This is a genomic window from Candidatus Rhodoluna planktonica (assembly GCF_001854225.1).
Classification (GTDB): Bacteria; Actinomycetota; Actinomycetes; order Actinomycetales; family Microbacteriaceae; genus Rhodoluna; species Rhodoluna planktonica.
Map to the genome: position 1 here is coordinate 845,197 of NZ_CP015208.1, position 26,004 is coordinate 871,200.

Here is a 26,004-nt window from a genome sequence, read left to right on the forward strand (position 1 = left end):
TTTCCTACCTTGCCAATCTGGCTTGTTTTTCTTTCACGGATGATGCGTAAACATCCACGTATTCTTGACCGCTGATTTTCATCAACTCGTACATAATTTCGTCGGTCACGGCCCGCAACACAATTCGGTCACCCTCCATGCCATCAAACCTCGAGAAATCAAGCGGAGCGCCAACGACAATGCCGATGCGGCGAATTCTTGGAAAACGCTGCCCGATTGCCTGCACCTTTTCGGTATCTATCATGGCAACCGGCAAAACTGGAACTTTGGCCTCAAGCACCATTCTGGCGATGCCGGTTCGTCCTCGATACAACTTGCCATCAGGGCTTCTGGTGCCCTCGGGATAGATGCCCAAAACTTGCCCCTGAGCCAAAACTCCAAGCCCGGTATTTAGCGAGGCTTCTGATGCTTTGCCGCCCGAACGGTCAATTGGAAGCTGCCCCGTGGCTTTGAAAAACCATCTGGTGAGGGCTCCCTTGACTCCTTTACCGGTGAAATATTCACTCTTCGCCAAAAAGACAACCGGACGGCGAATCATCAGTGGCAAAAAGATTGAGTCTGAGAAGCTGAGGTGATTGCTAGCCAGGATGGCTGCACCGGATGCGGGAATGTTCTCGATGCCGCGAACCCAGGGCCGAAAAATTACTCGGAGCAAAGGGCCAAGAATTAGGTTTTTCAAGATGAAATATGCCAATTCAACCCTCTCTCAACGAAGCGGCAAGGACTTTCTAGTCTAGCCGAAGGCCACCCGTGCTAAATCGGCTGCGCCCACGACGCCAGCATCGTTGACCAATTCAGCGACTTTTAGTTCGAGCTCTGGCCGGAAGCCACGAGCTGGAAGATTGCGTTGATAAGCATCCCTAATCGGACCGAGCAGTAACTCACCGGCTGCGCTGACCCCGCCACCGATAACCACAACCTCTGGATCGAGAATTGCGGACAGAGAAGCGATAGCGCGACCCAAATGTGTGCCCAACTGTTCTAGTAACCTGAGCGCTCCCGGGTCCCCCTCGACGATCGCCTGGTATACCTGCGCGCCACTGAGTTCTCCGGCGGTAGCCTCGAGTTCTCGCAAACGAGCGCCAGCAGGATCTGCCGAGTTTGCCAAAGCACGAGCAGACTTCAGTAATGCTGTGCCTGACCCATAAGATTCGAGACAGCCATTCTGACCGCAGCCGCAAGGTAAGCCATCTGGAACAACTCGCATGTGCCCTAATTCGCCAGCGACACCAAATCCACCGCGCAGCACTCGCCCATCTACGATGATTGCCCCACCGACGCCGGTGCCGATGGTCAGCATCGTCATGTGCTTATAGCCACGTCCAGCGCCGTATCTGTACTCAGCCCAACCTGCCGCGTTAGCATCATTCTCGATGACCACCGGGAAATCAATTTTTGACTGAAGCCTGTTTTTGAGCGGTTCGTTTCGCCAGTTGAGATTAGGCGCGTAAATAACGTTGGCGGCTGCGGCGTCAATAAATCCGGCAGCAGCAACGCCGACACCCAAAATTGAGCGATTGAGTGACAGATCTTGGACCAAATCGACAACCGCGGCCACAAGCCCATCAGCGCTATCGGCCGGCGAAGGCACCTTCGACTCTTGCAGAATATTGCCGTTCGCATCAACCAGAGCGCCGGCAATCTTGGTGCCGCCAATGTCGATTCCAATTGAATGCATCTAAAACCTTAGGTTGGGTTGGCAGGAAACCTAAGTTTATCGATTGTCAACAAAAATCAGTTTCTTTTTCGTTATCCAATTGGAGAGTTATCCAGAAATTGCGAAGTAAAGTAGTCGAAAGTTAATTGCCTTGGAGGTAGACAGTGAAGTCTTTTGATGCACCAGCTCTAGTTGTTTCAGACAATTCGGAAAACATCACTGACCTGCTCATAAATCGAGCAGCGAAGACTCCTGAACTACCTCTTTACGGTGTCGACCAGCACGACGGCACCTGGAAAACTGTTACCGCCGCAGAGTTCCTCGCCGATGTTGAAAGTGTTGCCAAAGGCCTGATTGCATCTGGAATCCAGCCGGGTCAGGCAGTTGCCATCATGTCACGCACCCGATACGAGTGGTCGTTGGTCGACTTTGCCATCTGGTTCGCCGGTGCAGTTACCGTGCCAATTTATGAGACATCAGCACCGAGCCAAATGGAGTGGATTCTTTCTGACTCGGATTCGGTAGCGCTTTTTGTTGAAAATCAAGAGCACCTAGATCGATTTGAACAAATCAAGGCAAGTGCCCCAATGGTCCGTTCCGTATGGACCTTTGATGGTGACTCGCTCGAGCAACTGCGTCGTCTCGGCAAAGAGACCTCAGCCGAGACTTTAGAAATGCGCAGAAATTCGGCTGGGCTATACGACCTCGCGACGATTATCTACACTTCCGGAACAACCGGTCGCCCTAAGGGTTGCGAGCTAACCCACCGCGGTTTTGTCGAACTTAGCAAGAATGCGACCATCGATATTCCTGAGGTACTAATCGAAGGCCACAGCACTCTGTTGTTCCTGCCGCTAGCTCACGTTTTCGCAAGATTCATAAACGTTCTCTGCGTACACGCAGGAATCAAAGTTGGCCACCAACCAGACTCGAAAAATGTTGGACCAGCGATGGTTAGCTTCAAACCTCACTTTCTACTTGCCGTCCCGCGAGTATTCGAAAAGGTTTACAACTCAGCTGAACAAAAAGCTGAAGCAGGCGGCAAAGGCAAGATTTTCCGCAAAGCGGCTTACACGGCGATTGCTTACTCAAAGGCGTTAGATACTCCAGAGGGTCCGTCCCTCGGCCTCAAGATTCAGCACAAACTGTTTGATGTGCTGGTTTACAAAAAAATTCGCGCAGCCATGGGCGGTTTAGTCAAATTTGCTATTTCGGGCGGAGCTCCGCTCGGTGCGCGCCTCGGCCACTTCTACCGAGCCATTGGACTAATCGTGCTTGAGGGTTACGGCCTGACCGAAACCACAGCACCGGCAATGATTACCAGGCCAGCCAAAGTGAAAATTGGCAAAGTTGGTCAACTGCTACCGGGAACTGGAATCAAAATCGCCGATGACGGTGAAATTTGGCTCCGCGGCAACAACATCCTGCGCGGCTACTGGCGCAATCCTGAAGCTACCGCGGCCGCAATGGACGGTGAATGGTTCAAGACCGGAGACATCGGTGAACTTGACGACGAGGGCTTCCTGACTATCACCGGACGCAAAAAAGAACTGATTGTAACCGCCGGCGGAAAGAATGTCGCACCCGCTGCCCTAGAAGATCCGCTCCGCGCAAACCCACTTATCGGCCAGGCTGTTGTAGTTGGAGATCAGAAACCATTCGTATCGGCACTAATTTCGCTCGATGCTGAAATGCTGCCGATTTGGCTGGCCAACAACGGTGGTGACAAGACCATGAGTCTTGCCGATGCCGCCAAGAGCCCTCTAGTGTTGGCTGAGGTTCAGCGCGCTGTTGATCGAGTAAACAAGAACTTCTCAAAGGCAGAGTCGATTCGTAAATTTGTGGTCATCGGTTCAGAACTCACTGAAGAAACCGGTCACCTCACTCCCTCACTCAAGATCAAGCGTGAGATTGTGATGCGTGATTACTCGCCCATTGTTGAAGAAATGTACGACTCCAACCCGGCAACCGGTGAAAACGGAATCAACTAAATACTGAACCAGTCGGAGTCGCGCACGGTTCGCATAGCAATTTTGCGCTCAGCTTTATCAAGACGGTCCAAGTAGACGAGCCCATCTAGGTGATCGCACTCATGCTGCAACATCTGCGCCATGAGCCCGTCGCCTTCCAGAACAATTGCCGCCCCACTAAGGTCGGTTCCTTCAACACGAGCGAATTCGAACCGCGGAGTTTTGTGCCATAGTCCCGGCACCGATAAACAGCCTTCATCGAGCAGAACTTTTTCGCCCCAAGTTTTTACTAAAACCGGATTGAGGATGTAGCCAACCTGCTTGTTGACGTTGTAACTAAACGCGCGAAGATTTACGCCTATCTGCGGTGCCGCAACGCCGGCGCGTCCGGGTTCCTTGGTGGTATCGAGAAGGTCAGTGACGAGATTTCTGACCGAATCGTCAATTTTCAGAATTGGCTCACTTACGGTTTTCAAAACAGGATCACCGAACAGCCTGATTTGCCTTACCGTCATTAGATTGGGTCGTTTAACCCATCAACTACGAGGGCCGCAAGCTCGCGCGCTGCCTCTTGAGTACCACGTTTCAAGTCTTTGAATTTGATGATTGAACCGGCCGCCAGGGCTGGGTCGTATGGGATTCGAACCACGTCGCGCACTCTAGTTCTAAAGTGCTGCTCGATTTCATCGAGCTTCACCAATTCTGTTGCCTGAGTTGCTGTGTTTAGCGCGACAATCGAGTTACGGACCAAATCGCCGTAACCATTAGCCTCAAGCCAGGTTAGGGTCTCGGAAGCCAAGCGGGCTTCATCAACCGAACCACCGGAGACAATAACTAGTCCACTAGCGCGCTGCAAAGTTGGGCGCATAACCGAGTGCACAATGCCAGTACCGCAGTCAGTGAGCACAATTGAGTAGTAACGAGCAGCCATGTCGGCAACTACGTTGTAATCACCCTCGTCGAAGGCTTCAGAGAGCATCGGGTCAGAATCAGAGGCCAACACGTCAAGACGCGTGACATCGCGCGAAACCATGGTTGAGAAGTCGGTGAATCCATCGATTGCAGCAGCTCGGTTGACAACGTCTCGAACCGTGAATCGAGTTGATTTGCTCACTCGCTCAGCTAGGGTGCCGCGGTCTGGGTTCGCATCGATCGCGATTACTCGGTCTTCACGAGATAGCGCCAAAGCCATGCCGAGCAAAGTGCTGACTGTGGTTTTGCCCACGCCACCCTTACGAGTTAGCACTGGAACAAACTTGGCGCCACCCTCTAAATTCGCCGAGATGCGCGCATCAAGCGCTTTGCGCTCGCGGACTTTGAGCGAATCGCCGGGATTAATAGTTTTCAGACTGGCGAAGTAAATAAAACGACGGAAGCCGGATTCTGGAGCCGGACGGTTGCGCGCAGAAGAGTCAAGCAATCGATCTGCGGTAAGCATCGCAGCGGGTTCTGGCTGATCAAAAACCTCTCCGCGCAGAGAATCACGTCGCGAATAGTTTGATCTTTTCGCTACTTCAGGTTCAACTCGAGGCTCGACTTCAGAAACGATAGGCGCTTCAGTCACCACTTCGATTGAAGAAGTTCCTGGCGAAACATCTACGGTGCCGGCATCGACAGCGACCTCAGCAAGCGAGTGCGTGCGCACTGGCTGCTCTACTTCCGCTGCCCGAGGTGCTAAAAAGTCGTCAGCGTGGTCTTCTGGTTTTTTTCCCCAAATAGCCAAGTTGAACTCCTAAAAAATCGCGCGCCAAAATGACGCTCGATAAGTTTACCGATAGTTGGTCAGTTACTCGGGTTCGACAACCAGGATTAGGTCACCCGCGTCGACTGCTTGAGTCTTACCAACGGCAAGCCTCTTTACGACACCTTTGACGCTGCTGGTTATGGTGGCTTCCATCTTCATAGCTTCAATGGTCGCAACCGGTGAACCCACATCGACGTGCGTGCCCTCGGCAATCTGAAGCGTAACCACCCCAGAAAATGGGGCTGCCACATGACCGAGATTACTCGAGTCTGCCTTCTCTACAGAAACCGTCTCTACCGCGACTTTTCTATCACGAACGTTGATGGGTCGAAGTTGGCCGTTTAGAGTTGCCATCACGGTTCGATAGCCTTTGGCGTCTGGAGTTCCGATTGCTTCAAGGCCAACAAACAAGCGGACACCCTTGGCGATCTCGACCACGTGCTCGACACCCTGCTCTAAGCCGTAGAGGTAGTCGACGGTATCCACGGCATCGAGGTTGCCATAGGTTTCGCGGGTCTTAATAAACTCGTTGGTTGGACCAGGGAAAAGCAGTCGGTTCAGCAACATTCGCCTACGGTCTTTGTCATCACCGGTCAAAATCGCAAGCTCGGCGTGCGGAACTTCGGTGATTCCAAATTTTGGATTCTTACCCTGCAGCACTTTGGTGCGGAAAGGCTCTGGCCAACCACCTGGTAGATCGCCCAACTCACCTGCCAGGAAGCCCACGACTGAATCAGGAACATCGTAATTTTGCGGATTTTCCGCAAAATCGGCTGGGTCAGCATTGACTGCAACCAGGTGCAGAGCAAGATCACCGACAACCTTAGATGACGGCGTGACTTTGGTAGGTCGACCAAGGATTCGACTTGCGGCAGCGTACATTTCCTCCACTTTTTCAAAGTGGTCGCCAAGACCAAGAGCAATCGCCTGCTGACGCAGATTAGATAGTTGACCACCCGGGATTTCATGCTCGTAAACTCGGCCAGTTGGACCAGGCAAGCCGGACTCGAATGGCGCGTAAACCGAACGGACGGCTTCCCAGTAAGGCTCTAGGGATGTGACCGAAGTTAGCGAGATTCCGGTGTCACGTTCGGTGTGGGCCAAAGCGGCGACCAAAGCAGAGGCCGAAGGCTGAGACGTAGTCCCCGCCATCGGTGCACTGGCAACATCCACAGCGTCCACTCCGGCATTTATGGCTGCCATAAGAGTTGCTAACTGGCCTCCGGCTGTGTCGTGGGTGTGCAAGTGAACTGGAAGATCAAATCGCTCACGGAGCGCTGTCACCAACTTTTCTGCGGCTGCTGGCCGGAGCAACCCAGCCATGTCTTTGATGGCGATGATGTGGGCACCGGCGTCAACAATTTGCTGCGCTAGGCCCAGGTAGTAATCGAGGGTGTACAGCGTCTCGTTAGGGTCGAGCAAATCTGCGGTGTAACACAGTGCGACTTCAGCCACTGCAGTCTTGGTTGCCAGAACAGCATCAATTGCTGGTTTCATCTGCTCGATATCGTTGAGCGCATCAAAGATGCGGAAAATGTCGATTCCAGTTTCTGCTGCCTCTTTTACAAAAGCCTCGGTTACCTCGGTTGGGTAAGGTGTGTAACCAACCGTATTTCGGCCTCGAAGAAGCATTTGAATGCAGAGGTTAGGCATTGCAGCACGCAGAGCTTCAAGTCGCTGCCACGGGTCTTCCCCCAAGAAACGAAGTGCAACGTCGTACGTGGCACCGCCCCACGCTTCAACAGAAAGAAGTTGTGGAGTAAGTCGAGCAACATACGGTGCTGCTTCAACCAAATCGCGGCCGCGAACTCTGGTGGCAAGCAATGACTGGTGCGCATCACGGAAAGTAGTGTCAGTAACAGCGACCGAAGTTTGCTCTCGAAGTGCCTTGGCAAACCCTGCTGGGCCAAGTTGTTGCAGAAGCTGGCGACTGCCGGCTGGTGCTGGCAAAACCAAGTCAACAGCCGGAAGTTTTTCGCTAGGTGAAATGTGCTGGCCACGAGGCCCATTTGGCTGATTTACTGTCACATCGGCAAGCCAATTCAAAATCTTGGTGCCGCGGTCTTGCGAGGGCTTGGCAGTGAAAAGTTCAGGATGCTCGTCGATGAATGACGTGCTCAAATCACCGCTGGCGAAAATCGGATCATTCATTACCGCTTGCAAAAATGCAATGTTGGTGGAAACACCACGGATTCTAAATTCTGCCAGTGCACGCTTAGAACGGGTAACCGCTGACTTGAAATCACGTCCGCGCGCAATTAGTTTCACGAGCATTGAGTCAAAGTGCGGGCTAACTTCGGCACCGGTCGACACTGTACCGCCATCGAGTCGAATACCAGCACCGCCAGGTGAACGGTAGGTGGTAATTTTTCCGGTGTCGGGCCTGAAGTTCTGCGCTGGGTCTTCGGTGGTGATTCGACACTGCACCGCAAAACCGTGCATCGTAATCTTGTCTTGAGTTAGCCCCAAATCAACCAGCGATTCTCCAGCTGCAATGCGCATTTGTGATTGAACCAGGTCAATATCGGTAATTTCTTCAGAAACTGTGTGCTCGACCTGAATTCGAGGATTCATTTCGATAAATACGTGTTTTCCAGCATTGTCACCGATGGTGTCCACCAAGAACTCGACGGTTCCAGCATTCTGATAACCGATCTGGCTGGCAAACGAAACCGCATCCCGGTAAAGGGTCTGTCGAAGTTCTTCATCAATTAGCGGGGCCGGTGCGATCTCGACAACTTTTTGGTTGCGTCGCTGAATTGAACAATCGCGTTCAAAAAGGTGCACGACATTGCCCTGAGTGTCGGCCAAAATCTGCACTTCAATGTGTCTCGGTCGCAATACTGCTTGTTCAAGGAATACGCGAGGATCACCAAATGCGCTTTCAGCCTCTTTCGAGGCCTCAACTAGAGCGGCTCGTAAGTCTTCTTTTTTCGTTACGCGGCGCATGCCTCGCCCGCCACCACCGGCAACAGCTTTGACAAAAATAGGAAAACCGATTGAATCAGCCTGATCTACCAACTCATCGACGTTTGCCGAAGATTGCGTTGATTTCAAGACTGGAACGCCTGCCCGAATTGCAGATTCCTTGGCAGTGACTTTGTTTCCGGCCATTTCCAGAACTGATTCCGAAGGGCCGATAAATGCAATACCGTTTTCTTTCGCGGCTCTAGCCAATTCGGGGTTTTCCGACAGAAAGCCGTAGCCCGGATAAATTGCATCGGCGCCAGATTCTTTGGCAACGCGGATGATTTCGTCGACATCAAGGTACGCCCGAACCGGATGGCCAATCTCACCGATTTGATATGCCTCGTCAGCTTTTAGACGGTGAGTAGAGTTTCGATCCTCAAAAGGGAAAACGGCCACGGTCTTGGCCCCAAGTTCGTATGCTGCTCGCATTGCACGAACCGCAATTTCACCTCGGTTAGCTACAAGGATTTTTTTAAACACGCGTCCCCTAATTCTCGGAAAACAAAATTCGGCTTTATGAGACCTAAATAAGAAGATACCCTAGAGAAATGCATGTTCTGAGCGTTAGCTCCCTAAAAGGCGGGGTCGGCAAGACCACAGTGTCACTGGGACTTGCTTCAGCGGCTTTTGCTCGTGGAATGCGGGTTTTGGTTGTTGACCTTGACCCTCAGTGTGATGCATCAACTGGCTTAGGTGCCATTGGAGAGTCAAAAGAAACCGTCGCCGATGTTCTGCAGAACCCTCGACACAACGTTGTGCGTAAAGCAATCGTAGCGTCGAACTGGGGAAAGGTTCAGTCAGGCCTAATTGATGTTTTGATTGGCTCCCCCAAATCGCTAAATTTTGATACCCCAACTCCAACTTTGCGTGACGTTTGGAAGCTTGAGGAAGCTTTGAGCCATGTCGAGCTTGACTACGATTTGGTGATTATCGATACGCCGCCTTCTATCAACGGACTAACCCGAACAGCCTGGGTTTCCAGCGATCGGGTTCTGATCGTCTCTGAGCCATCCATTTTTTCGGTCGTTGCTGCAGAACGGGCGATGCGAGCCATCGATGAGCTGAGGCGGGCAATCACGCCGCGCCTGTTGCCATTGGGGGTAGTCATAAACCGTCTGCGTCCACAATCGAAAGAGCATGAGTATCGGGCAAATGAGCTGAGGTCGATGTTCGGCGAAAACTTACTTGCTGTTCAAATTGAAGAACGAGCAACAATCCAGCAGGCTCAGGGTGCCGCTAGACCAATCCACACCTGGCCCGGCGACAGCGCCGCTGAATTAGCCACGATTTTTGACAAAATTTTAGATTCGGCCTTCGCCTCATTTTTGCAGCCACAATCCGCAATCAGAAACGCAAAAGGCGAGAAAAAATTGGGACGCATAAGCCGAATAATGCGCGGTTCTAAATTGCCGGTTTTGCTTGAATCATCTGAAGAATTAGACAGCCAAACCCACCTGCAACTTGAGAGTGACCTGACAGTTCAGGGCGAAGATGCCCTGACGACCGAAGTGCTGGATACTGACCTAGCAACTTTGATGGAAGAAATTCTCGCGGATACCGAAAATCAAAGTGAATCTGAGAATCAAATCTCGCCAGAGAATCAGATCTTGATTGATGGTCTGAAAAGCCCGCTGGAATCAGATCAGAACAACTGGCCCGAAGAAAAACGGCAAGACTAGAACTAACTGACCTTACGGCCCTGACGGCGAGCAGACAGCTCGTCTACCGTGTCTAGCTGGGTCTCCTTGATGTTAACCAGGCTGGCCTCAACTTCTCGTAGAACGCGTCCCACGGCGATGCCGAATACGCCCTGGCCACGACCTAGCAGATCCATAACTTCGTCCTGAGTGGTGCAGAGATAAACCCTTGAGCCATCAGACATAAGTGTGATCGCAGCTAGATCGTTGATGCCAGCAGCACGAAGTTGGTCAACCGCGATTCGAATTTGCTGCAGCGATACTCCGGTGTCGAGTAACCTCTTCACCAATTTCAAGACCAGGATGTCTCTAAATGCGTAAAGTCGTTGAGTACCGGAACCCGAGGCTGTTTGAACGGTTGGTTGAACCAGACCGGTTCTATCCCAGTAGTCGAGCTGTCGGTAGGTGATTCCGCAAGCTAACGCGGCTGAGGTGCCTCGATAACCCACATTCGGGTCGACAGACGGAAGCCCGTCGGTAAAAAGCATGTTCTGCGAGTATTCGGGAGCGCCGAGAGTTTCGTCTGACATGACGCTCCAATCTCATCTGTAAGGTTCAAGTACAGGTTTAATTCTTGCTCTCTTGATATCCAATCGCCTGTTAATTTAATTTACGGCGTGTCGCAATCAAGATGCGAGCGGAATCAGCCCAGTTTGAGGCTATCTCTAGCTATCGATGCGGTCAATAACGTTGTGCATCAAGGTTGCTCGAATAGATGCAAATTGGTTTTCGATTTCGGCCGCATAGTGGGCGGCTCTGGATCGGCTAGCGGAATCGTTTTTACCCAAAACCGGAGCAACTACTCCCTCGATGATTCCAATTTCACGATCGGCTGAAGCTTTCAGGCCCCTTAGGTGTCTCGGCTGAATGCCGAAACGCTGAAGGTGCACTATTGCTCGCGCAATTTCAATCGCCGAGCCATCAAACGGTTCTTCCGGAAGCAGGCTAACTTCCTGCGCCTCAAGAATTAATTTGTCGGTGATTGCAGTCTCGGCAATAAGTTCAATCCGCGATACCTTTTTGCGCCTGACTACTTTGGCAATCTGAGGCTTGGGCGCTGAGGCCAAACTTGGTGTTTTTCCGGCATCTAGGTCTGCCAAATACTGACGAATGACTTTCAGCGGCAAATACTGGTCTCTTTGTAGTTCTAGAACAATCCGAATTCGTTCGACATCAAGATCGGTAAATTTGCGATAACCAGAGTCGGTTCGCTGCGGCTGAACTAGGCCCTGTTCCTCGAGAAATCTGAGTTTCGAAGGTGAAAGATCAGGAAACTGGGCTGAAAGCTGGTTTAGCACCTGGCCAATCGTCAACAGGCTAACTGCATGTGGCTTAAAAAGATTCTTTGCCGGTTCAGCCATTGCGATCACCGCTGGTCCGGGCTGAGAAGAATGTGAACCTAAACTTTCCGATTCTTACTTCATCGCCGTCAACAAGCTTTGCCCGATCAGTTCGCTGTCCGTTGACATAACTTCCATTTAGAGACCCAAGGTCTGTAACCTCGAAAGAATTATCGACTCTGCTGAACTCGGCGTGCTTTCTTGAAACAGTGACGTCATCTAGAAAAATATCGGCGTTTGGGTGGCGACCTGCCAGTGTCAAGTTCTGGTCGAGCAAAAACCTGGCACCCAAATTTGGCCCCTGCTTGACAATGAGCAGTGCCGAGCCCAAAGGCAAAGAATCAATAGCAAGTTGCTCTTCTTCGGTTAGCCCAAACTGCTCTTCCACTTCGGCGCCTCGCGCAAAAGTGCGGGTACTGTCATCGCTATTGCCAAGATCAAAATTGTGAAAACCGGTTTCATCCATTTGGCAATCCCCCCTCGATAACGTGATTTTTCTTCTCGCTATTTTTCACTACATCAACCACTTGACGCAAATAGACAAAACCTGCCCACCAGTAAAGCCCAACACCCCAGAGCGCGAAAGCCCAGGCCAGTGGCAAAATAACAAACTCGGCGGCGGTCCAAAGTTTTGCCATGAGCAGCAGCGGAAATGCGTAAAGCAAAGTGAACGTGCCAGCCTTGCCTAGATAGTGCACCGGAAGGGGCCCATAGCCGTGAGTGGCAAGTACCGGATAAACAACAAACAGCAGCACATCACGAGAGATCACTAGACCGGCCAGCCAAATTGGAATGAAGCCGGTATAGACCAGGCCGATCAGGCTTGAAAAAATATAGAGCCGGTCTGCAGCTGGGTCTAGCAATTGACCCAGCCGAGTGACCTGATTCCAGCGACGCGCGAAGTAACCATCGAGATAATCGGTGATCCCGCCCAGCGCAAGCACTACCAAAGAACTCAGGTATCTCTCCTGCAGCAACAAAACTAAAAACACTGGAACTAGAGCCAATCGGAGCATGCTGAGAAGGTTTGGCAAGGTGAGCGCCTCTTTGGCTAAACTCATCGATCGCCTCCTCAACTGCTCGATTTCAAGTGGTCGGGCTAGCCGGATTTGAACCGGCGACCCCTTGTCCCCCAGACAAGTGCGCTACCAAGCTGCGCTATAGCCCGTTGACTCCAATCTTAAGTGCGCTTGCGCTTCTCGCGAACTCGCATGCCTACTTCGATAGGGGTTCCTTCAAAGCCAAAGGTTTCACGAAGTCTGCGCTGAATGAAGCGACGATACCCCGGATCTAGGAAACCAGTGGTGAATAGTACAAATTTCGGTGGTCGCGTGCTCGCCTGCGTTGCGAAAAGAATGCGCGGCTGTTTACCTGAACGAACCGGGTGTGGAGTTTCCATAGTCAACTCAGCCAAGAAAGCATTCAGTTTTCCGGTTGGAATTCGCTGATCCCAAGAGTCAAGTGCCACTTCTAGCGCCGGCACTAGCTTCTCAAGGTGGCGTCCGGTTTTAGCCGAAATGTTTACTCGCGGCGCCCAGTCAACGTGCGCCAAATCCTGTTCGATTTCCCTTTCCAGGTATCGGCGACGCTCGTCGTCAAGCTGGTCCCACTTGTTGAAAGCTAAAACAAGGGCACGGCCCGATTGCAGGGCCATGTCGACAATTCGGATGTCGGCCTCGCTGATTGGCACAGTCACATCGAATAGCACAACCGCTACCTCAGCTCGTTCTAGAGCTGCGGCGGTGCGCAACGATGCGTAAAAGTCTGCTCCCTGCTGGAGGTGAACGCGGCGGCGGATACCTGCGGTATCGACAAATCTCCAGATTTTGCCAGCAAGTTCAACCTGCTCGTCAATTGGGTCTCGGGTAGTTCCGGCAAGGTCGTTTACCACTGCTCGTTCACTACCGACTGCCTTGTTCAAAAGTGACGACTTGCCCACGTTTGGGCGACCGATTAGGGCAACACGTCGAGGACCGCCAAATTCTTCTTTGGCAACCGCCGAAACTTCCGGCAACATTTTTAGTGCTGCATCGAGCAGGTCGGCTACTCCCCTGCCGTGCAAGGCCGAAACCGGGTAAGGCTCACCCAAGCCGAGACTCCACAGAGCTGCAACTTCTGGCTCCTGCCTAGCATCATCAATTTTGTTGCCTACCAGGATGACCGGTTTTTTGCTGGCTCTGAGCATTCGGACAACGCGCTCATCCGTGCTGGTTGCTCCAACGGTTGCGTCAACAACAAACAGAACCGCATCCGCCAATTCGACAGCAATTTCAGCCTGAAGCGCCACCGACTTGTCGATACCTCGGGCGTCAGGTTCCCAACCGCCGGTATCTACCAGGGTGAATTTGCGCTCATTCCATTCAGCTTTATAAGAGACTCGGTCACGAGTCACTCCGGGTTTGTCTTCGACAACAGCCTCACGGCGGCCGAGAATTCGGTTAACCAGGGCTGACTTTCCCACGTTCGGGCGACCGACAATTGCCAGTACCGGCAAGGCGGGCATAAAACGATGGGTTGGGTCTAGGTCATCATCAGAGTCAATAACGTCTAGGTCGTCAGCTTCTAATTCGTATTCTTCAAGACCTGCACGCAGGGCTCGAGTTCTGGCCTCTTGATCTTCCGGGCTCATCTGGTTAAGTCGCTCAATAAATTGAGGACTTACCGACCCAGCATCAAATTCTTCTTCAATCACTTCTAATCCTTAGCGCCCGATTAACTTGCGCACCGCGGCTACGGTCTCTTCAAAGTTCAATTCGGAAGAATCAACCAACTCCACTCCCGGAGCGGGAGTCATGAAGTCGACAACTTTCAAGTCGCTTTTATCTCGTTCGGAAACCTGTTTCGCGAGAGATTGCGCAGTGGCGACAGACAATTCTGCCGAGCGACGTTTCAGTCTAACCTCTTCGGATGCTGTAAGTAAAAGCCTAATTTGAGCATCGGGAAAAACAACTGTCGTAATGTCTCTTCCTTCAACCACAACTCCCGGCGCCGAATGCTGTTCGACAAGCCGCTGTGTCAAACGCTTCATAAAGGATCGAACAAAAGGCAACTTCGCGACTTTACTAACCGATTCAGCAATTGCGTTGTCTCGAATGGCAGCAGTTACATCGGTGTGGCCGACACTAACCCGGTAACTTTTTGGATCGAGCGAAATTTGATAGTCAAACTCTTTGTCTAAATCAACCTGCTCCAGTCGATCTAATGAAAATTCGGGTAAGTTTTGGACCGCCCAGGCTAAAGCTCGATAAGCCGCTCCGGTATCAAGGTAACCAAACCCGATTTCGTTAGCCACTTGTTTGCTAACACTTGACTTACCAGAACCAGCCGGTCCATCAATCGCAACGATGAATTCACTCATTCGGCGATCCGCCATCCACGAGCCAGCAGTCCTTCGGCTAACGTGCTCACACTTTGCGGCATTACGTAGAGCTCAACCAGGCCGACCTGGGCACTGGGTGAATGCTCCAGTTGCAATTCTTCGATGTTGACGCCCAAAGAGCCGACCTCAACAAAAAGTCGCCCTAGCTCGCCCGGTTTGTCTTCAATGATGACCACAACTCGATCATATTGAGTGTGCTTAGTTCCGTGCTTTCCCGGAATTTTCTCAACGCCAAGATTTCCTGCTCGCAATACATTAGAAATGTTGGCCAGAGAGCCTGGCGAACTAAGATGTTCAAGCGCCATAATCAGGCTGTCCAGCTCACGATCGAATTCTTTGAGAATTGGGACTATCTCCCTCGAGTTCTGCGACAAAATTTGCAGCCACAGTTCAGGATCGCTGGCCGCAATTCGTGTTGTATCGCGCAATCCACCGCCGGCTAATGCAACATCCTCATCGGCACTTTCAATTAATCTGGCAGCCAACAAACTTGAAACAACCTGCGGTACGTGAGAAACCAAAGCTACAGCTCGATCGTGATTTTCCGGATTGCTGATTACCAGAGCCGCGCCAAGCTGTTGCGCCAACCAGGTGACTTTGCTTACGGCACGCGGATCGGTTTCATCGGTTGGAGTCAACACCCATGGCCTGGAAATGAATAAGTCTGATCGGCCGGAGATTGCCCCACCGCGCTCTCTACCAGCCATCGGGTGGCTGCCCACAAATCTGGCTTTCGAAACACCAAGCTGTGATAACTCTGCTAAAACCTTCGACTTTACGCTGGCCACATCTGTTACCACCGCGGATTGAAAACGGCTAAGCGCTGAAGCAACAACCGCGGCCGTCTGGTCTGGAGGAACACAAACCACGACCAATTCAGGCTCAATCTGCCCTGTAAATGATTGCCCGGCGCCGTAATCAACGGCGAGCGCCTTGGCTGAGGCCGAATTATCATCGATGAAAACTGGATGCCCTTTTTTGCTCAGGGCTAGACCGATACTTGTGCCCAGCAAGCCGGCCCCGATGATTAGTGTTGCGCCAGTGTTCATGGCACCAAATCAGATCGCAGCGCAGTGGCGCCGCGCAAATAAACGTGCTGGACCTCTGCCCGGCTGAGTTCAATGTCTGCGTGAATCATGATTCTGATAACTCGAGGTAATCCGTGTTTTACATTCATTTCGACGAAGCAAAGCAGTGGAACATCGCCCAAGCCAATTTCACGTGCAGCAACAGCTGGGAACTCACTCACTAAATCGGGAGTGGCCGTGAACATAATGTCGACGATTTGCCCAGCATCCAGATTGTTCGCGTGCAACATCTTTGTCAACAACTCGGCAGTTGATTTGAGTAGATGCTCTCGCTCGTCTTGGTCTAGCTGGATTGCGCCTCGAATAGCTCGCAGTGCCATATCTATCGCTTTCTCGCTTGGGGTTTCGTCGAACGTGCAGTGCGCGGCTGCTTGGGGCGATCAGAATCAGCCGCCTTCATCAGCGCACTAACCTCAACTTTACTCAATTCCCGGATTCGCCCTTCTTTGAGCGGACCGAGGTGAATTGGGCCGAATTGCCGTCTGACCAGTTCGATAACCGGGTACCCCAAAAAGTCAAACATTCGGCGAACAATTCGATTTCTGCCCGAGTGCAGGGTGATTTCAATCAGGCTTTCAAACTCTGAAACATCGAGGATGTGAGCGCGATCGGCCTTGATGAAGCCATCCTCGAGTTCGAAACCGCTCATAAGCTTGTGAATCAACTGTGAGGTGGCAGTTCCCGAGATTTTTGCCACATACGTTTTTTCGACACCAAATTTTGGATGAGCCAATTTGTGGGCTAGGTCACCGTCGTTGGTCATGATGATTAAGCCAGTGGTTTCCGAGTCGAGTCGACCGACATTGAAAACGCGGTCGTAACCAACAACAAACTGCATTAGGTCTGGGCGGCCGTTTTCATCAGCCATTGAGCTAACCACGCCTTTGGGCTTATTCAAAGCTAGGTAAACCCTGGAAGCATCTAGTTGAATCGGCATACCGTTGACCGATACTCGGTCTACAGCGGGGTCGATTCGGGTACCGAGCTCTTTGACCACCCGATCGTTTACTTTGACACGACCCTGAACAATCAGATCCTCGCAAACTCGGCGAGAAGCCACGCCGGCAGCGGCCATAACTTTTTGAAGGCGAATGCCCTCGACTAAATCATCGGACATCAAAATTCTCGCTCGCATCTGGTAGGTAAGGTGAAATAAGCGGCAATTCGTCAAGCGAATTGATGCCTAAGGCTTCTAATAGCAACTCGGTCGTTCCGTAGTTGATGGCTCCGGTTTCGGAGTCGGTAAATAATTCGGTAATCAAGCCGCGGCTGAGCAGGGTCTTAACCACCGAGTCAACATTTACGGCACGAATTGAGGCAATCTGGCCTCTGGAAATAGGTTGACGGTAAGCGATGACAGCAAGGGTCTCGAGAGCCGCTTGACTCAACTTAGTTGGATTTTCATTGGCTAAAAATAGTTTTACGGCCCAGTCGTAACTCTGGCGCACATAGATTCTCCAGCCACCACCGACTTCACGCAGTTCGAAACCGCGATCCGACTCGTCGTACTCGGCCTTGATTTCTAGAACCAAGTCACGAACTTGGTTTACCGGCAGTTCAAGTGCTGTGGCGATGGTCAGCAGCGACATAGGCGCATCGCTAATCATCAAGATAGCTTCAATCGCGGATTTGAAATTCTCCTCCAACGGATTTGTTGAATCATGAGTCATAGTCGGCCCCCAAAGTAGCTAATTGTTCTTCGTCAAAGTTTTGGGCACGCCACTGCAGCTGCAAATCTCCCAACGGGGATTCTTGTTCAAAACTAATCGCTGCTAAGCGGTAAAGCTCAAGCACTGCCAGAAAACGAGCCACCACGATGGCTCGATCTTTTACTGAGCCAATTAATTCGCGAAAAGTTAGTGCACCTGCTGAGCGCAATTGCGACACAACCTCTCTAGCCTGCTCTCGAATGCTTACCCTTGGCGCGTGCAAATGTGTCAAACCAACTGAGGGAATCTCTCGAGGAGTCATAGTCTCCTGCGCCAATTTGGCAAAATCCTGCAGTGATAGTGTCCAAACCAGTTCGGGCTTCTGGTTCAGGAATCGATCTTCCACCCTTACGTCACGGGCTATTCTCATCGACTCGATGTCGAGAGCAGACTGGAACCAGGCGGAAATCTCTTTGAAGGCGCGGTATTGGAGCAATCGGGCAAATAGCAGATCTCTAGCCTCGAGTAAGGCCACATCCTCGGCGTCGACAACCTCGCCCTTAGGCAGTAAGCCAGCGATTTTTAGATCAAGCAGAGTTGCGGCAATTACCAAAAATTCGCTCGCCTGCTCCAACTCCTCTGATTCATCGAGTTGTTTTAGATAGCTGATGAACTCATCGGTAACTCGGCTAAGCGAAACCTCGGTGATGTCTAATTCATGTTTGGAAATTAATGACAGCAGCAAATCAAATGGGCCCTCGAAGTTACCTAGGCTGACTGCAAATCCGCTGTTTTTATCAGGAACTTCGAGTTCGATGTTATGGGGCGCAGCCACGAGAAACCAGTTCGGCTGCCACTGAACGATAAGAGTTGGCAGCATCTGAATCTGAGGCAAATTCGGTTATTGGCGCCTGAGCCACAGTGGCATCGGGGAACTTAACCGTGCGGTTGATGACGGTCTTGAAGACTTTTTGGCCAAAAGCATCGTGAAGTCGCTCTAAAACCTCTCGCGAGTGCAAGGTGCGCGGATCAAACATTGTTGCCAGGATTCCATCAAGCTGAAGGGTTGGGTTTAGGCCCTCTTTGACCTTGCCAATAATGTCTTCCAAAATAGCCACACCGCGCAGTGCAAAGAACTCGGTGGCTAACGGAATGATCACGCCGTGAGCGGCAGTCAAAGCGTTTACGGTGAGCAAGCCAAGAGATGGCTGGCAATCGATGACAATCAGGTCGTATTCTTCGGCCAAAGGCTTCAAAATTCGGGCCAAGATTTGCTCTCTGGCAATCTCGTTGACCAACTTCATTTCAGCTGCAGACAATTCGATGTTTGCCGGAATTACATCGAGATTGGCAACAGAGGTTTTCTGCACTGCCGTTTTCGGGTCGATGTTTCGATCGAGCATCAGGTCGTAAATTGTGATTGCATCGTGAGCGTTGACGCCTAAACCCGCAGAAAGTGCACCCTGTGGGTCAAAGTCGATGACCAGCACTTTTCGACCGTATTCGGCGAGCGCCGCCGACATGTTAATGGAGGTTGTGGTTTTACCGACGCCACCCTTTTGGTTGCACATGGCGATGATTCTTGCTGGACCATGACTGGTCAGGGGTTTGGGAACCGGAAAACGATTATCTGTCGCCTGCTTTGCCATGATTCCTCCCGAAATTACTCTGTCCCTAGCCTACTGTTAACGGGCCCGAGGATGAGCCATCAGGTAGGTGTCTCGCAGAGAATCTACGGTGACCAGGGTATAAATCTGAGTTGTGGTGACCGAAGCGTGCCCTAGTAATTCTTGAACCACACGGACGTCGGCACCGCCTTCTAGTAAGTGAGTGGCAAATGAATGCCGCAGAGTGTGCGGAGAAATGCCGGCAGCCAAGTTTGCTCGTTTCGCAGCGGACTGCAAAATAAGCCAAATTGACTGTCGAGTCATCCTCGCCCCTCTCAAATTTAGAAAAACTGCGGCACTGCCCCTGCCCCGGGATGCTAAACCTGGGCGTGCTGAAACCAGATACCGCTGCAGTGCGGTTTGAGCAAAACTGCCCACCGGCACGATTCGTTCTTTTGAACCCTTGCCGAACAGTCGAATCATTTCGGGGTCAACTAAATCATCTATGTCTAGCGCGGTTATTTCACTTACGCGAGCTCCAGTGGCATACATCAGCTCAAGGATTGCTCTATCTCGAAGCCGCGCTGAATCTTGCAGCACCCCGCTAGTTTCATCTGCTCCGGCAGCGTCGAGCAAACGTTCGACGTCACTAATCGAAATCGCCTTGGGGAGCTTTCTGCCCAGTTTCGGTGGCTTTATTTGGAAAGTGGGGTCAACTTTGGTGACACCCTCGCTGAGCAAAAACCGGTGAAACCCTCGAATCGCGGCAAGATGTCGGGCAATAGAGTTAGCCGATAGACCAAGCTGAGCCGAAAGATATTGGCTGAACGACGCAATCAAAGCTGCATCAATCTCGGCAACCGACGATATTTTCTGTTCGGCCAAAAAATCAATGTATTTTCGTAAATCTCGGCGGTAAGCAAGCTCAGTATTTTTAGCTAAACCGCGCTCAATAATCAGGTGCCTGATGTAGCGTTCGACGAGGCTTTCCAGCTCATCCATTTTTTGCCTTTAGCGCATAGGCCATAATCGCAACCAGAGCACTGGGGCTGCGCATTTTTGATTGCAGAATCGAACTCAGGCACTCGTTGAGCGCCACCCAAGAAACCTGCATATCTCGCTCTTCGCCATCGAGCTCAATGGCGTGACCCTCATAAGTAAGATCAGTGGCCAAAAATATTTCGATGGTTTCGTTGTTACCGCCCGGAGTCGTGTGAAACGAAATCAGCGGCTCAAACTTTTTGGCCCGATACCCAGTCTCTTCAAAAAGTTCTCGGCGAGCAGCCTCAACAGCAGATTCAGCTTCGACGTCTCTGAGTCCGGCTGGGATCTCCCAGAGATACTCTCGAACCGGGTGGCGATACTGTCGGATGAGCAGCACTTCAGAACGTTCGTTAACAGCAAGAATCGCGACCGCACCGGGGTGATTTACGAATTCGCGGGTCAGCTCTTCGCCGGCATATTCAAATTTTTCTCTAACAATATCCCAAATCATGCCTTCAAAAACCGTGTCTGATGACACCAGCTTCATATTTGCCGGCTGATCGAAGGTCATGTTAGGCGTCTTTTACCTCGAAAAGTTTGGTTGCAGCGGCGCGCTCAATTGCGGCTTCAACCAGCCCTCGAAACAACGGATGGGCTTTAGTTGGTCGAGATTTGAATTCTGGATGGGCCTGAGTTGAAACGTAGTATGGGTGTTTCTCTTTGGGCAATTCAACAAATTCAACCAGCTGGTCATCAGGTGAGGTGCCCGAAATAACCAACCCTGCGGCGGCAATCTGGTCGCGGTATTGGTTGTTGAATTCATAGCGGTGACGGTGACGTTCGTGCACAACCTCTGAACCATAAACCGAAGCAGCAATTGATCCTGGCAGCAACTTGGCCTCATAGGTTCCAAGTCGCATTGTGCCACCCAAATCACCGCCGGCGATGATATCGACCTGTTCGGCCATAGTAGCGATTACCGGATACTTGGCGTCTGGCTCAAACTCAGTCGATGAAGCCCCGTCAAGCCCAACAACATTGCGTGAGTATTCAATAACCATGCACTGCAGACCTAGGCAGAGCCCAAGAGTTGGGATTTTGTTTTCCCGGGCAAATTTAAGTGCTCCGAGCTTTCCTTCGATACCTCGAACTCCAAATCCGCCGGGTACACAAATTGCGTCAACATCTGCGAGGGCCGCGCGGGCGCCCTCTTCAGTTTCGCACTCGTCTGAAGGAATCCATTTGATGTTTACCTTCGCCGAAAGCGCAAATCCGCCTGCGCGAAGTGCTTCGGTAACCGAGAGGTAAGCATCTGGCAAGTCGATGTATTTTCCGACTAGACCAATACGAACCTGGTGTTTCGGTTGGTGCACAGCGGCAAGCACGCCAGACCAACGACTCCAGTCGACTTCTCTTTCTGGAAGTCCGAGTTTTTTTACGATGTACGAATCGAGACCTTCATCGTTCAACACCGTGGGAATGTCGTAAATACTGCTGGCATCAGCGGCGTTCACAACAGCGTGAACATCGATGTCAGTCATCAACGCAATTTTGTTCTTGATCGAATCTGGAAGTGGTCGATCAGAGCGGCAGACAACTGCGTCAGGCTGAATGCCAATTGAACGCAAGGTTGCTACCGAGTGCTGGGTTGGCTTGGTCTTAAGTTCACCGGATGGACCAAGGTAAGGGACCAGCGAAACATGCACGTAAAAGACATTGTCTCGGCCAACCTCGTGCCGCACCTGGCGCGCAGCCTCAAGGAATGGTTGGGATTCGATGTCGCCCACGGTTCCACCGATTTCGGTGATGATTACATCCGGAGCCGGTTTTTCGCTGGCTTGAAGTCTCATCCTGCGTTTGATTTCGTCAGTGATGTGCGGAATAACCTGCACGGTGTCGCCGAGGTATTCGCCGCGACGTTCACGTGCGATGACTGTCGAATAAATCTGCCCGGTGGTTACGTTAGCTGCCTGGTTCAAATCAACGTCAAGAAAGCGCTCATAGTGGCCAATGTCTAGATCGGTTTCTGCGCCGTCTTCGGTGACAAATACTTCACCGTGCTGGAATGGGTTCATTGTACCCGGATCTACGTTGAGATACGGGTCTAGTTTCTGCATGACAACTTTGAGACCGCGAGCTCGAAGAAGGTTGCCAAGTGACGAAGCCGTCAGGCCTTTTCCTAAAGAGGAGGCCACACCTCCGGTCACGAAAATGTGTCTAGTAACTGCGGAGTCCATTGCTTCTGCCATGGAACTTCAGCCTACCACCCAAAGCGCTGCAGCCATTGGCGTGGCGTCGAATAAATCTGAATTTGACTTAGAAATTGGTTTTTTCTAGCTTGGCGAGATCTAATAACTCGCGGGCATGAGCCAGACCCAATTCTGATTCGGTCAAACCCGAAAGCATTCTGGCTAGTTCGGTGGTGCGCTCGGTCTCGTCGAGTGAACGCACATCGCTGGCCGTGTAACTCTCACCAACGTTTTTTGTAACCCGAAGATGGCGGTCAGCAAATGCAGCGACCTGGGCAAGGTGAGTTACCACGATTACCTGAGTTGTTTTGGCCAGTTTGGCTAGGCGTTTTCCGATTTCGATTGCCGCGGCTCCGCCTACACCGGCATCAACCTCATCAAAAATGAAGGTCGGGGTTATCGACTTGGCGGCTAGAACAACCTCGATAGCCAACATGATTCGAGACAGTTCGCCTCCGCTGGCGCCTTTACCGAGCGGTCGAGGTTCGGCACCCGGATATGGAGAAAGCAAGATACTCACCGCATCTGCGCCAAATTGACCAAGCGGACCTGGCTCAACGCTAACCACCAAAGTAGCCCCTGGCATCGCTAGACCGGCCAGTTCAAGATTGACCGCATCCACTAATTGGGCGGCTGCCTTGACTCGGATTTCGCTGACCTTGGCTGCCAGAGATCTGGCTTCGCTTTCACAAAGCTCAACTTTTTCTCGAAGACTGTTCAAGCCATCCTCGGCAAAATCAAGTTGGTCAAGCTGACGTTGAGCCTCAGTTTGCAAAGTGAGCAGATCTTCAATCGTTCCAGGATATTTTCTAAGCAGTGCGTTCAACGCAGCACGTCGAGATTGGGCAGCATCCAATTCAGTTTCGGCTGCCCCCTCAAGATCACCCAAATATTGAGCCAGGTCTAGGGCGGCATCACGCACCAGGTCATTAGCCTCGGCTAAGCGCCCAGAGATGGCCTCTAATTTTGCATCAAATAGGACCGGGTCTAGGGATTTTTTGGCTAGGCCAATTAGAGAGATTGCATCCTGGTCAGAAAAATCGCTAGAGAGGGCTTCATGAGCTGAAGCTGCGGCTTGACGGATGCTAGCAAGATTTTCAAGGAGGGTGATTCGATCGCTCAACTGTTCAAGTTCACCCGGCTGGGGATTCACCTCAGAGATTTGCTCCAGCAGATATCTAAGATCTGAAATCTTCGTTTCTCGGTTCGCCAGAGAGGCCTCGAAGTTAGCTAACTCATCGCTGGCCTCACGCCAACGTTGGTAAGCACTTTGATACTCAAGCAGCAAAACTGAAAGTTCGCCTCCAGCCGCCGAGTCAAGAGCCTCTCTTTGGGCTGCTGACGTCTTCAACCTAATTTGATCTGCCTGGCCATGCACCACAACTAACTCGGCAGCCAACTCGCTCAAGGCCGAAACAGGTATAGCCCGCCCTTGAAGGGCCGCCTTGGAGCGCCCCTCAGAGTTAACCGAACGATTGACGATTAGCTCGCCCTCGCTGAGCTCTGAGCCCAAATTTTCGAGGGCAATTTGAATTGCTGTCGAGTTAGAGATTAGCCAGCGACCTTCAACATAAGCCTGAGTTTGCGATTTTCGAATGGTTGATGAATCGGCCCGCTCTCCCAGTAACAAACCAAGAGCGCTGAGCACCATAGTTTTTCCGGCTCCGGTTTCACCGGAAAGTACGGTAAGGCCGCGATCGAAATGCAGCCTTGCCTCTTCGATAACGCCGAGGTCTTTGATGTAAATTTCATCAATCACAAGCTAGACCCGTTCGTTTGCAGCCGGCCCGCGCCAACCGGCAACCGGTAGTGCAAATTTCTGAACCAGTCGCTTGGTAAAAGTAGTCTGCTGAACACTTGCCAAACGAACTGGATTTTTTGACTTACTTACCTGAACTCGGGCGCCTGCAGGAAGTTCGGTTGAACGCCTGCCATCACACCAGAGCGTGCCGCTGCCAACGCTGCGCTGGAGCACCTCGACTGCCACCTGCGCTTCGGGGTGTACCACAAGCGGTTTTGCAAAGAGCGCATGTGCGCTGAGCGGCACGACTAGCAGAGCATCGATTGTTGGCCAAACAATTGGCCCACCGGCAGAGAAAGCATAAGCCGTTGAACCGGTTGGTGTTGACACAATCATGCCATCGCAGCCAAAGCTGGAAAGCGGTTGGCCATCGATTTCGAGAACCACTTCAAGCATGCGTTCACGAGAGCTTTTTTCGACAGTGGCCTCATTTAGAGCCCAGGTTTCATAAACAGTTTTGCCATCAACCTGAACCTCGACGTCTAAAGTAAGTCGGTCAGTTACCTGGTAACTGCGTTCGATAATGTGCTGAATTGTCGATTCAATCTCTTCGCGCTCACTGTCGGCCAAGAAACCCACATGCCCCAAATTGATTCCCATAAGCGGGACGGCGCTTTCTCGCACAATTTCTGCAGCTTTGAGGATTGTGCCATCGCCACCGAAAACAACAGCAAGCTCGAGGTCAGCGACGTGCACATCTGAACCAAGTTCTTTAACAGCCGTGATGGTTGAAGCGGTCGCCCCTTGGGACTCGTTGAAGTTGCGGTAGTCATTCAATTCGCCAGAACTCATAACTGGCGTGATTCCGCTTTCGACAAGCCGTTCAATTAAAAACTGGCCAACTTCGATGGCTTCGAGCCTGCGAGTGTGGGTGACAATCAGCACATTACGTTGCATTTATACCCCTTTGGCTACCGACTCGATTTGCTGCATCCATTGTGACTTATTTGGCAACACATTTGGACTAATCCACAGGACGTATTCTTGGTTGCCATGGGTACCGGGTAGTTCAGAACGAACCAATCCGCAAATTCCCAGCCCTAACCTTTCGGCCTCGTCGACCACCTGATTAATTGCGCCGGCACGCAAGCGATGATCATTTACCAGCCCATTTGCACTCAGGGATTGTTTGCCAACTTCAAATTGGGGCTTGATCAACAAAACTAAATCAGCCAAAGGAGCAACCGTTTTGATTTGCTCCAAAACCATGGTCAAAGAAATGAAACTCAGATCCGCAACTACCAAATCAAACTTTGGATTAAGGGAACCGAAATTTGATTCAAATTTTGAACCGGCCAGCTTCGACGCTAGCGACTGCGGGCTTAGGTCACGAGCGTTGAATCCCTCGATAGCGGAAACCCTGGAATTTTGCGCCAATTCAGGCACCATTTGATCGTGGCCAACATCGAGAGCTACGACGTGCGCCACACCTCGCCGCAATAAAACATCAGTAAAGCCACCAGTTGATGCACCAACATCCAAGGCAATTTTTCCAACCAGTTCGATTTCAGCGAATTGATCCAAAGCTTTGGCTAACTTGTGCCCCGCTCTCGAAACATAATCAACAGCCTCAAGTACTGCTATCTCGGCATCCTCTGTGACTGGCTGAGAGGCCTTTCGACCCAGGTTTCCAGAAACTAAAACACGATTTGCTTCAATCAGGCTTGCTGCTTGGTTTCTTGATCTTGCGAGCCCGCGCTCGACTAAGGCTAGGTCTAGGCGCACAGGTTAGTTTTCCGAACTATTGAGTTCGGCTTCAAGCTTTTCGCGCAGTTCATTGATTGCCGTGGGCTGTTGCTCCAGCGGTAACTCCCCGATTTGTTCAAGTGCGGCCAACATCTGCTCTTCAAAATCTTGCGACATACCAAT

At 51.5% G+C, this 26,004-nt stretch carries 25 protein-coding genes, 1 tRNA gene and 1 pseudogene; 2 read left to right on the forward strand and 25 right to left on the reverse strand.

Translation table 11 applies throughout. The annotated features are described in order from the left end of the window. Nucleotides 1–4: 4 nt before the first annotated feature. The gene (locus A4Z71_RS04220) at nucleotides 5–694 is read right to left on the reverse strand and encodes a lysophospholipid acyltransferase family protein (protein WP_070954689.1); all 690 of its coding nucleotides are present in this window, start codon (nucleotides 692–694) and stop codon (nucleotides 5–7) included. Between the two features lie 39 nt (nucleotides 695–733). Continuing rightward, nucleotides 734–1,678 carry an ROK family glucokinase gene (locus tag A4Z71_RS04225; protein ID WP_070954690.1) on the reverse strand — a complete coding sequence of 315 codons (945 nt, stop codon included), beginning with the start codon at nucleotides 1,676–1,678 and terminating at the stop codon, nucleotides 734–736. A 143-nt stretch (nucleotides 1,679–1,821) separates the two neighbouring features. On the opposite strand from A4Z71_RS04225, the gene A4Z71_RS04230 reads away from it, so the two are divergent. Continuing rightward, the gene (locus A4Z71_RS04230) at nucleotides 1,822–3,648 is read left to right on the forward strand and encodes an AMP-dependent synthetase/ligase (RefSeq protein WP_070954691.1); all 1,827 of its coding nucleotides are present in this window, start codon (nucleotides 1,822–1,824) and stop codon (nucleotides 3,646–3,648) included. Here the strand turns inward: A4Z71_RS04230 and def are convergent. The 3 genes from def to A4Z71_RS04245 form a co-directional block, all read right to left on the reverse strand. Then, nucleotides 3,645–4,142, reverse strand: coding sequence for a peptide deformylase (gene def / locus A4Z71_RS04235; RefSeq protein WP_070954692.1), 498 nt, complete (start codon nucleotides 4,140–4,142; stop codon nucleotides 3,645–3,647). The genes A4Z71_RS04230 and def overlap by 4 nt on opposite strands. Next, nucleotides 4,142–5,344 (reverse strand): MinD/ParA family ATP-binding protein, encoded by a 1,203-nt coding sequence (locus tag A4Z71_RS04240; protein ID WP_418219386.1) that lies wholly within the window; start codon nucleotides 5,342–5,344, stop codon nucleotides 4,142–4,144. Before A4Z71_RS04240 ends, def begins: the two co-directional genes overlap by 1 nt. Nucleotides 5,345–5,413: 69 nt before the next feature. Further along, nucleotides 5,414–8,821 carry a pyruvate carboxylase gene (locus A4Z71_RS04245; protein WP_070954693.1) on the reverse strand — a complete coding sequence of 1,136 codons (3,408 nt, stop codon included), beginning with the start codon at nucleotides 8,819–8,821 and terminating at the stop codon, nucleotides 5,414–5,416. A gap of 68 nt (nucleotides 8,822–8,889) precedes the next feature. Here A4Z71_RS04245 and A4Z71_RS04250 point away from each other — a divergent pair. After that, a pseudogene (locus tag A4Z71_RS04250) lies at nucleotides 8,890–9,648 on the forward strand (ParA family protein); the annotation flags it as partial. A 374-nt stretch (nucleotides 9,649–10,022) separates the two neighbouring features. On the opposite strand, the gene A4Z71_RS04255 reads toward A4Z71_RS04250, so the two are convergent. From A4Z71_RS04255 to A4Z71_RS07160, 20 genes are all read right to left on the reverse strand, one after another. Next, nucleotides 10,023–10,568, reverse strand: coding sequence for a MerR family transcriptional regulator (locus tag A4Z71_RS04255; RefSeq protein WP_070954695.1), 546 nt, complete (start codon nucleotides 10,566–10,568; stop codon nucleotides 10,023–10,025). Nucleotides 10,569–10,703: 135 nt separating this feature from the next. After that, nucleotides 10,704–11,399 (reverse strand): transcriptional regulator FtsR, encoded by a 696-nt coding sequence (gene ftsR / locus A4Z71_RS04260; protein ID WP_070955245.1) that lies wholly within the window; start codon nucleotides 11,397–11,399, stop codon nucleotides 10,704–10,706. Beyond that, on the reverse strand, nucleotides 11,392–11,844 hold the full coding sequence (locus A4Z71_RS04265) for an FHA domain-containing protein (protein ID WP_070954696.1): 453 nt from the start codon (nucleotides 11,842–11,844) through the stop codon (nucleotides 11,392–11,394). The genes ftsR and A4Z71_RS04265 overlap by 8 nt, the downstream gene beginning before the upstream one ends. Next, complete coding sequence (locus A4Z71_RS04270) at nucleotides 11,837–12,439, reverse strand: CDP-alcohol phosphatidyltransferase family protein (RefSeq protein WP_070954697.1); 603 nt, start codon at nucleotides 12,437–12,439, stop codon at nucleotides 11,837–11,839. The genes A4Z71_RS04265 and A4Z71_RS04270 overlap by 8 nt, the downstream gene beginning before the upstream one ends. A gap of 30 nt (nucleotides 12,440–12,469) precedes the next feature. Then, nucleotides 12,470–12,546: transfer RNA gene (locus A4Z71_RS04275), tRNA-Pro, on the reverse strand. A gap of 12 nt (nucleotides 12,547–12,558) precedes the next feature. Then, nucleotides 12,559–14,007, reverse strand: a complete 1,449-nt coding sequence (der, locus tag A4Z71_RS04280) for a ribosome biogenesis GTPase Der (protein WP_084028495.1) — start codon at nucleotides 14,005–14,007, stop codon at nucleotides 12,559–12,561. A 72-nt stretch (nucleotides 14,008–14,079) separates the two neighbouring features. Continuing rightward, nucleotides 14,080–14,736, reverse strand: coding sequence for a (d)CMP kinase (cmk, locus tag A4Z71_RS04285; RefSeq protein WP_070955246.1), 657 nt, complete (start codon nucleotides 14,734–14,736; stop codon nucleotides 14,080–14,082). After that, on the reverse strand, nucleotides 14,733–15,806 hold the full coding sequence (locus tag A4Z71_RS04290; RefSeq protein WP_070954699.1) for a prephenate dehydrogenase: 1,074 nt from the start codon (nucleotides 15,804–15,806) through the stop codon (nucleotides 14,733–14,735). Before A4Z71_RS04290 ends, cmk begins: the two co-directional genes overlap by 4 nt. Continuing rightward, entirely contained in the window at nucleotides 15,803–16,165 is a 363-nt protein-coding gene (gene aroH / locus A4Z71_RS04295) for a chorismate mutase (RefSeq protein ID WP_070954700.1), read from the reverse strand. The genes A4Z71_RS04290 and aroH overlap by 4 nt, the downstream gene beginning before the upstream one ends. Nucleotides 16,166–16,167: 2 nt before the next feature. After that, nucleotides 16,168–16,962: a pseudouridine synthase gene (locus tag A4Z71_RS04300; protein WP_070954701.1), complete on the reverse strand. Its 795-nt coding sequence runs from the start codon at nucleotides 16,960–16,962 to the stop codon at nucleotides 16,168–16,170. After that, a complete protein-coding gene (scpB, locus tag A4Z71_RS04305) occupies nucleotides 16,952–17,515 on the reverse strand; it encodes an SMC-Scp complex subunit ScpB (protein ID WP_070954702.1) in 564 nt (187 codons plus the stop codon). The genes A4Z71_RS04300 and scpB overlap by 11 nt, the downstream gene beginning before the upstream one ends. Then, the gene (locus A4Z71_RS04310) at nucleotides 17,505–18,374 is read right to left on the reverse strand and encodes a segregation and condensation protein A (RefSeq protein ID WP_070954703.1); all 870 of its coding nucleotides are present in this window, start codon (nucleotides 18,372–18,374) and stop codon (nucleotides 17,505–17,507) included. Before A4Z71_RS04310 ends, scpB begins: the two co-directional genes overlap by 11 nt. Beyond that, the gene (locus A4Z71_RS07105) at nucleotides 18,313–19,143 is read right to left on the reverse strand and encodes a ParA family protein (RefSeq protein ID WP_070954704.1); all 831 of its coding nucleotides are present in this window, start codon (nucleotides 19,141–19,143) and stop codon (nucleotides 18,313–18,315) included. The genes A4Z71_RS04310 and A4Z71_RS07105 overlap by 62 nt, the downstream gene beginning before the upstream one ends. A 36-nt stretch (nucleotides 19,144–19,179) precedes the next feature. Continuing rightward, on the reverse strand, nucleotides 19,180–20,103 hold the full coding sequence (gene xerD / locus A4Z71_RS07110) for a site-specific tyrosine recombinase XerD (protein WP_070954705.1): 924 nt from the start codon (nucleotides 20,101–20,103) through the stop codon (nucleotides 19,180–19,182). Further along, the gene (locus A4Z71_RS04325) at nucleotides 20,096–20,656 is read right to left on the reverse strand and encodes an NUDIX domain-containing protein (RefSeq protein WP_070954706.1); all 561 of its coding nucleotides are present in this window, start codon (nucleotides 20,654–20,656) and stop codon (nucleotides 20,096–20,098) included. Before A4Z71_RS04325 ends, xerD begins: the two co-directional genes overlap by 8 nt. Nucleotide 20,657: 1 nt before the next feature. After that, a complete protein-coding gene (locus A4Z71_RS04330; RefSeq protein ID WP_070954707.1) occupies nucleotides 20,658–22,334 on the reverse strand; it encodes a CTP synthase in 1,677 nt (558 codons plus the stop codon). A gap of 67 nt (nucleotides 22,335–22,401) precedes the next feature. Continuing rightward, nucleotides 22,402–24,093 carry a DNA repair protein RecN gene (gene recN, locus A4Z71_RS04335; protein WP_070954708.1) on the reverse strand — a complete coding sequence of 564 codons (1,692 nt, stop codon included), beginning with the start codon at nucleotides 24,091–24,093 and terminating at the stop codon, nucleotides 22,402–22,404. A 3-nt stretch (nucleotides 24,094–24,096) separates the two neighbouring features. Then, nucleotides 24,097–25,032: an NAD kinase gene (locus tag A4Z71_RS04340; protein WP_070954709.1), complete on the reverse strand. Its 936-nt coding sequence runs from the start codon at nucleotides 25,030–25,032 to the stop codon at nucleotides 24,097–24,099. Then, nucleotides 25,033–25,860, reverse strand: a complete 828-nt coding sequence (locus tag A4Z71_RS04345; RefSeq protein WP_070954710.1) for a TlyA family RNA methyltransferase — start codon at nucleotides 25,858–25,860, stop codon at nucleotides 25,033–25,035. Nucleotides 25,861–25,863: 3 nt separating this feature from the next. Beyond that, nucleotides 25,864–25,998 carry a hypothetical protein gene (locus A4Z71_RS07160; RefSeq protein ID WP_257785935.1) on the reverse strand — a complete coding sequence of 45 codons (135 nt, stop codon included), beginning with the start codon at nucleotides 25,996–25,998 and terminating at the stop codon, nucleotides 25,864–25,866. Between the last annotated feature and the right edge of the window lie 6 nt (nucleotides 25,999–26,004).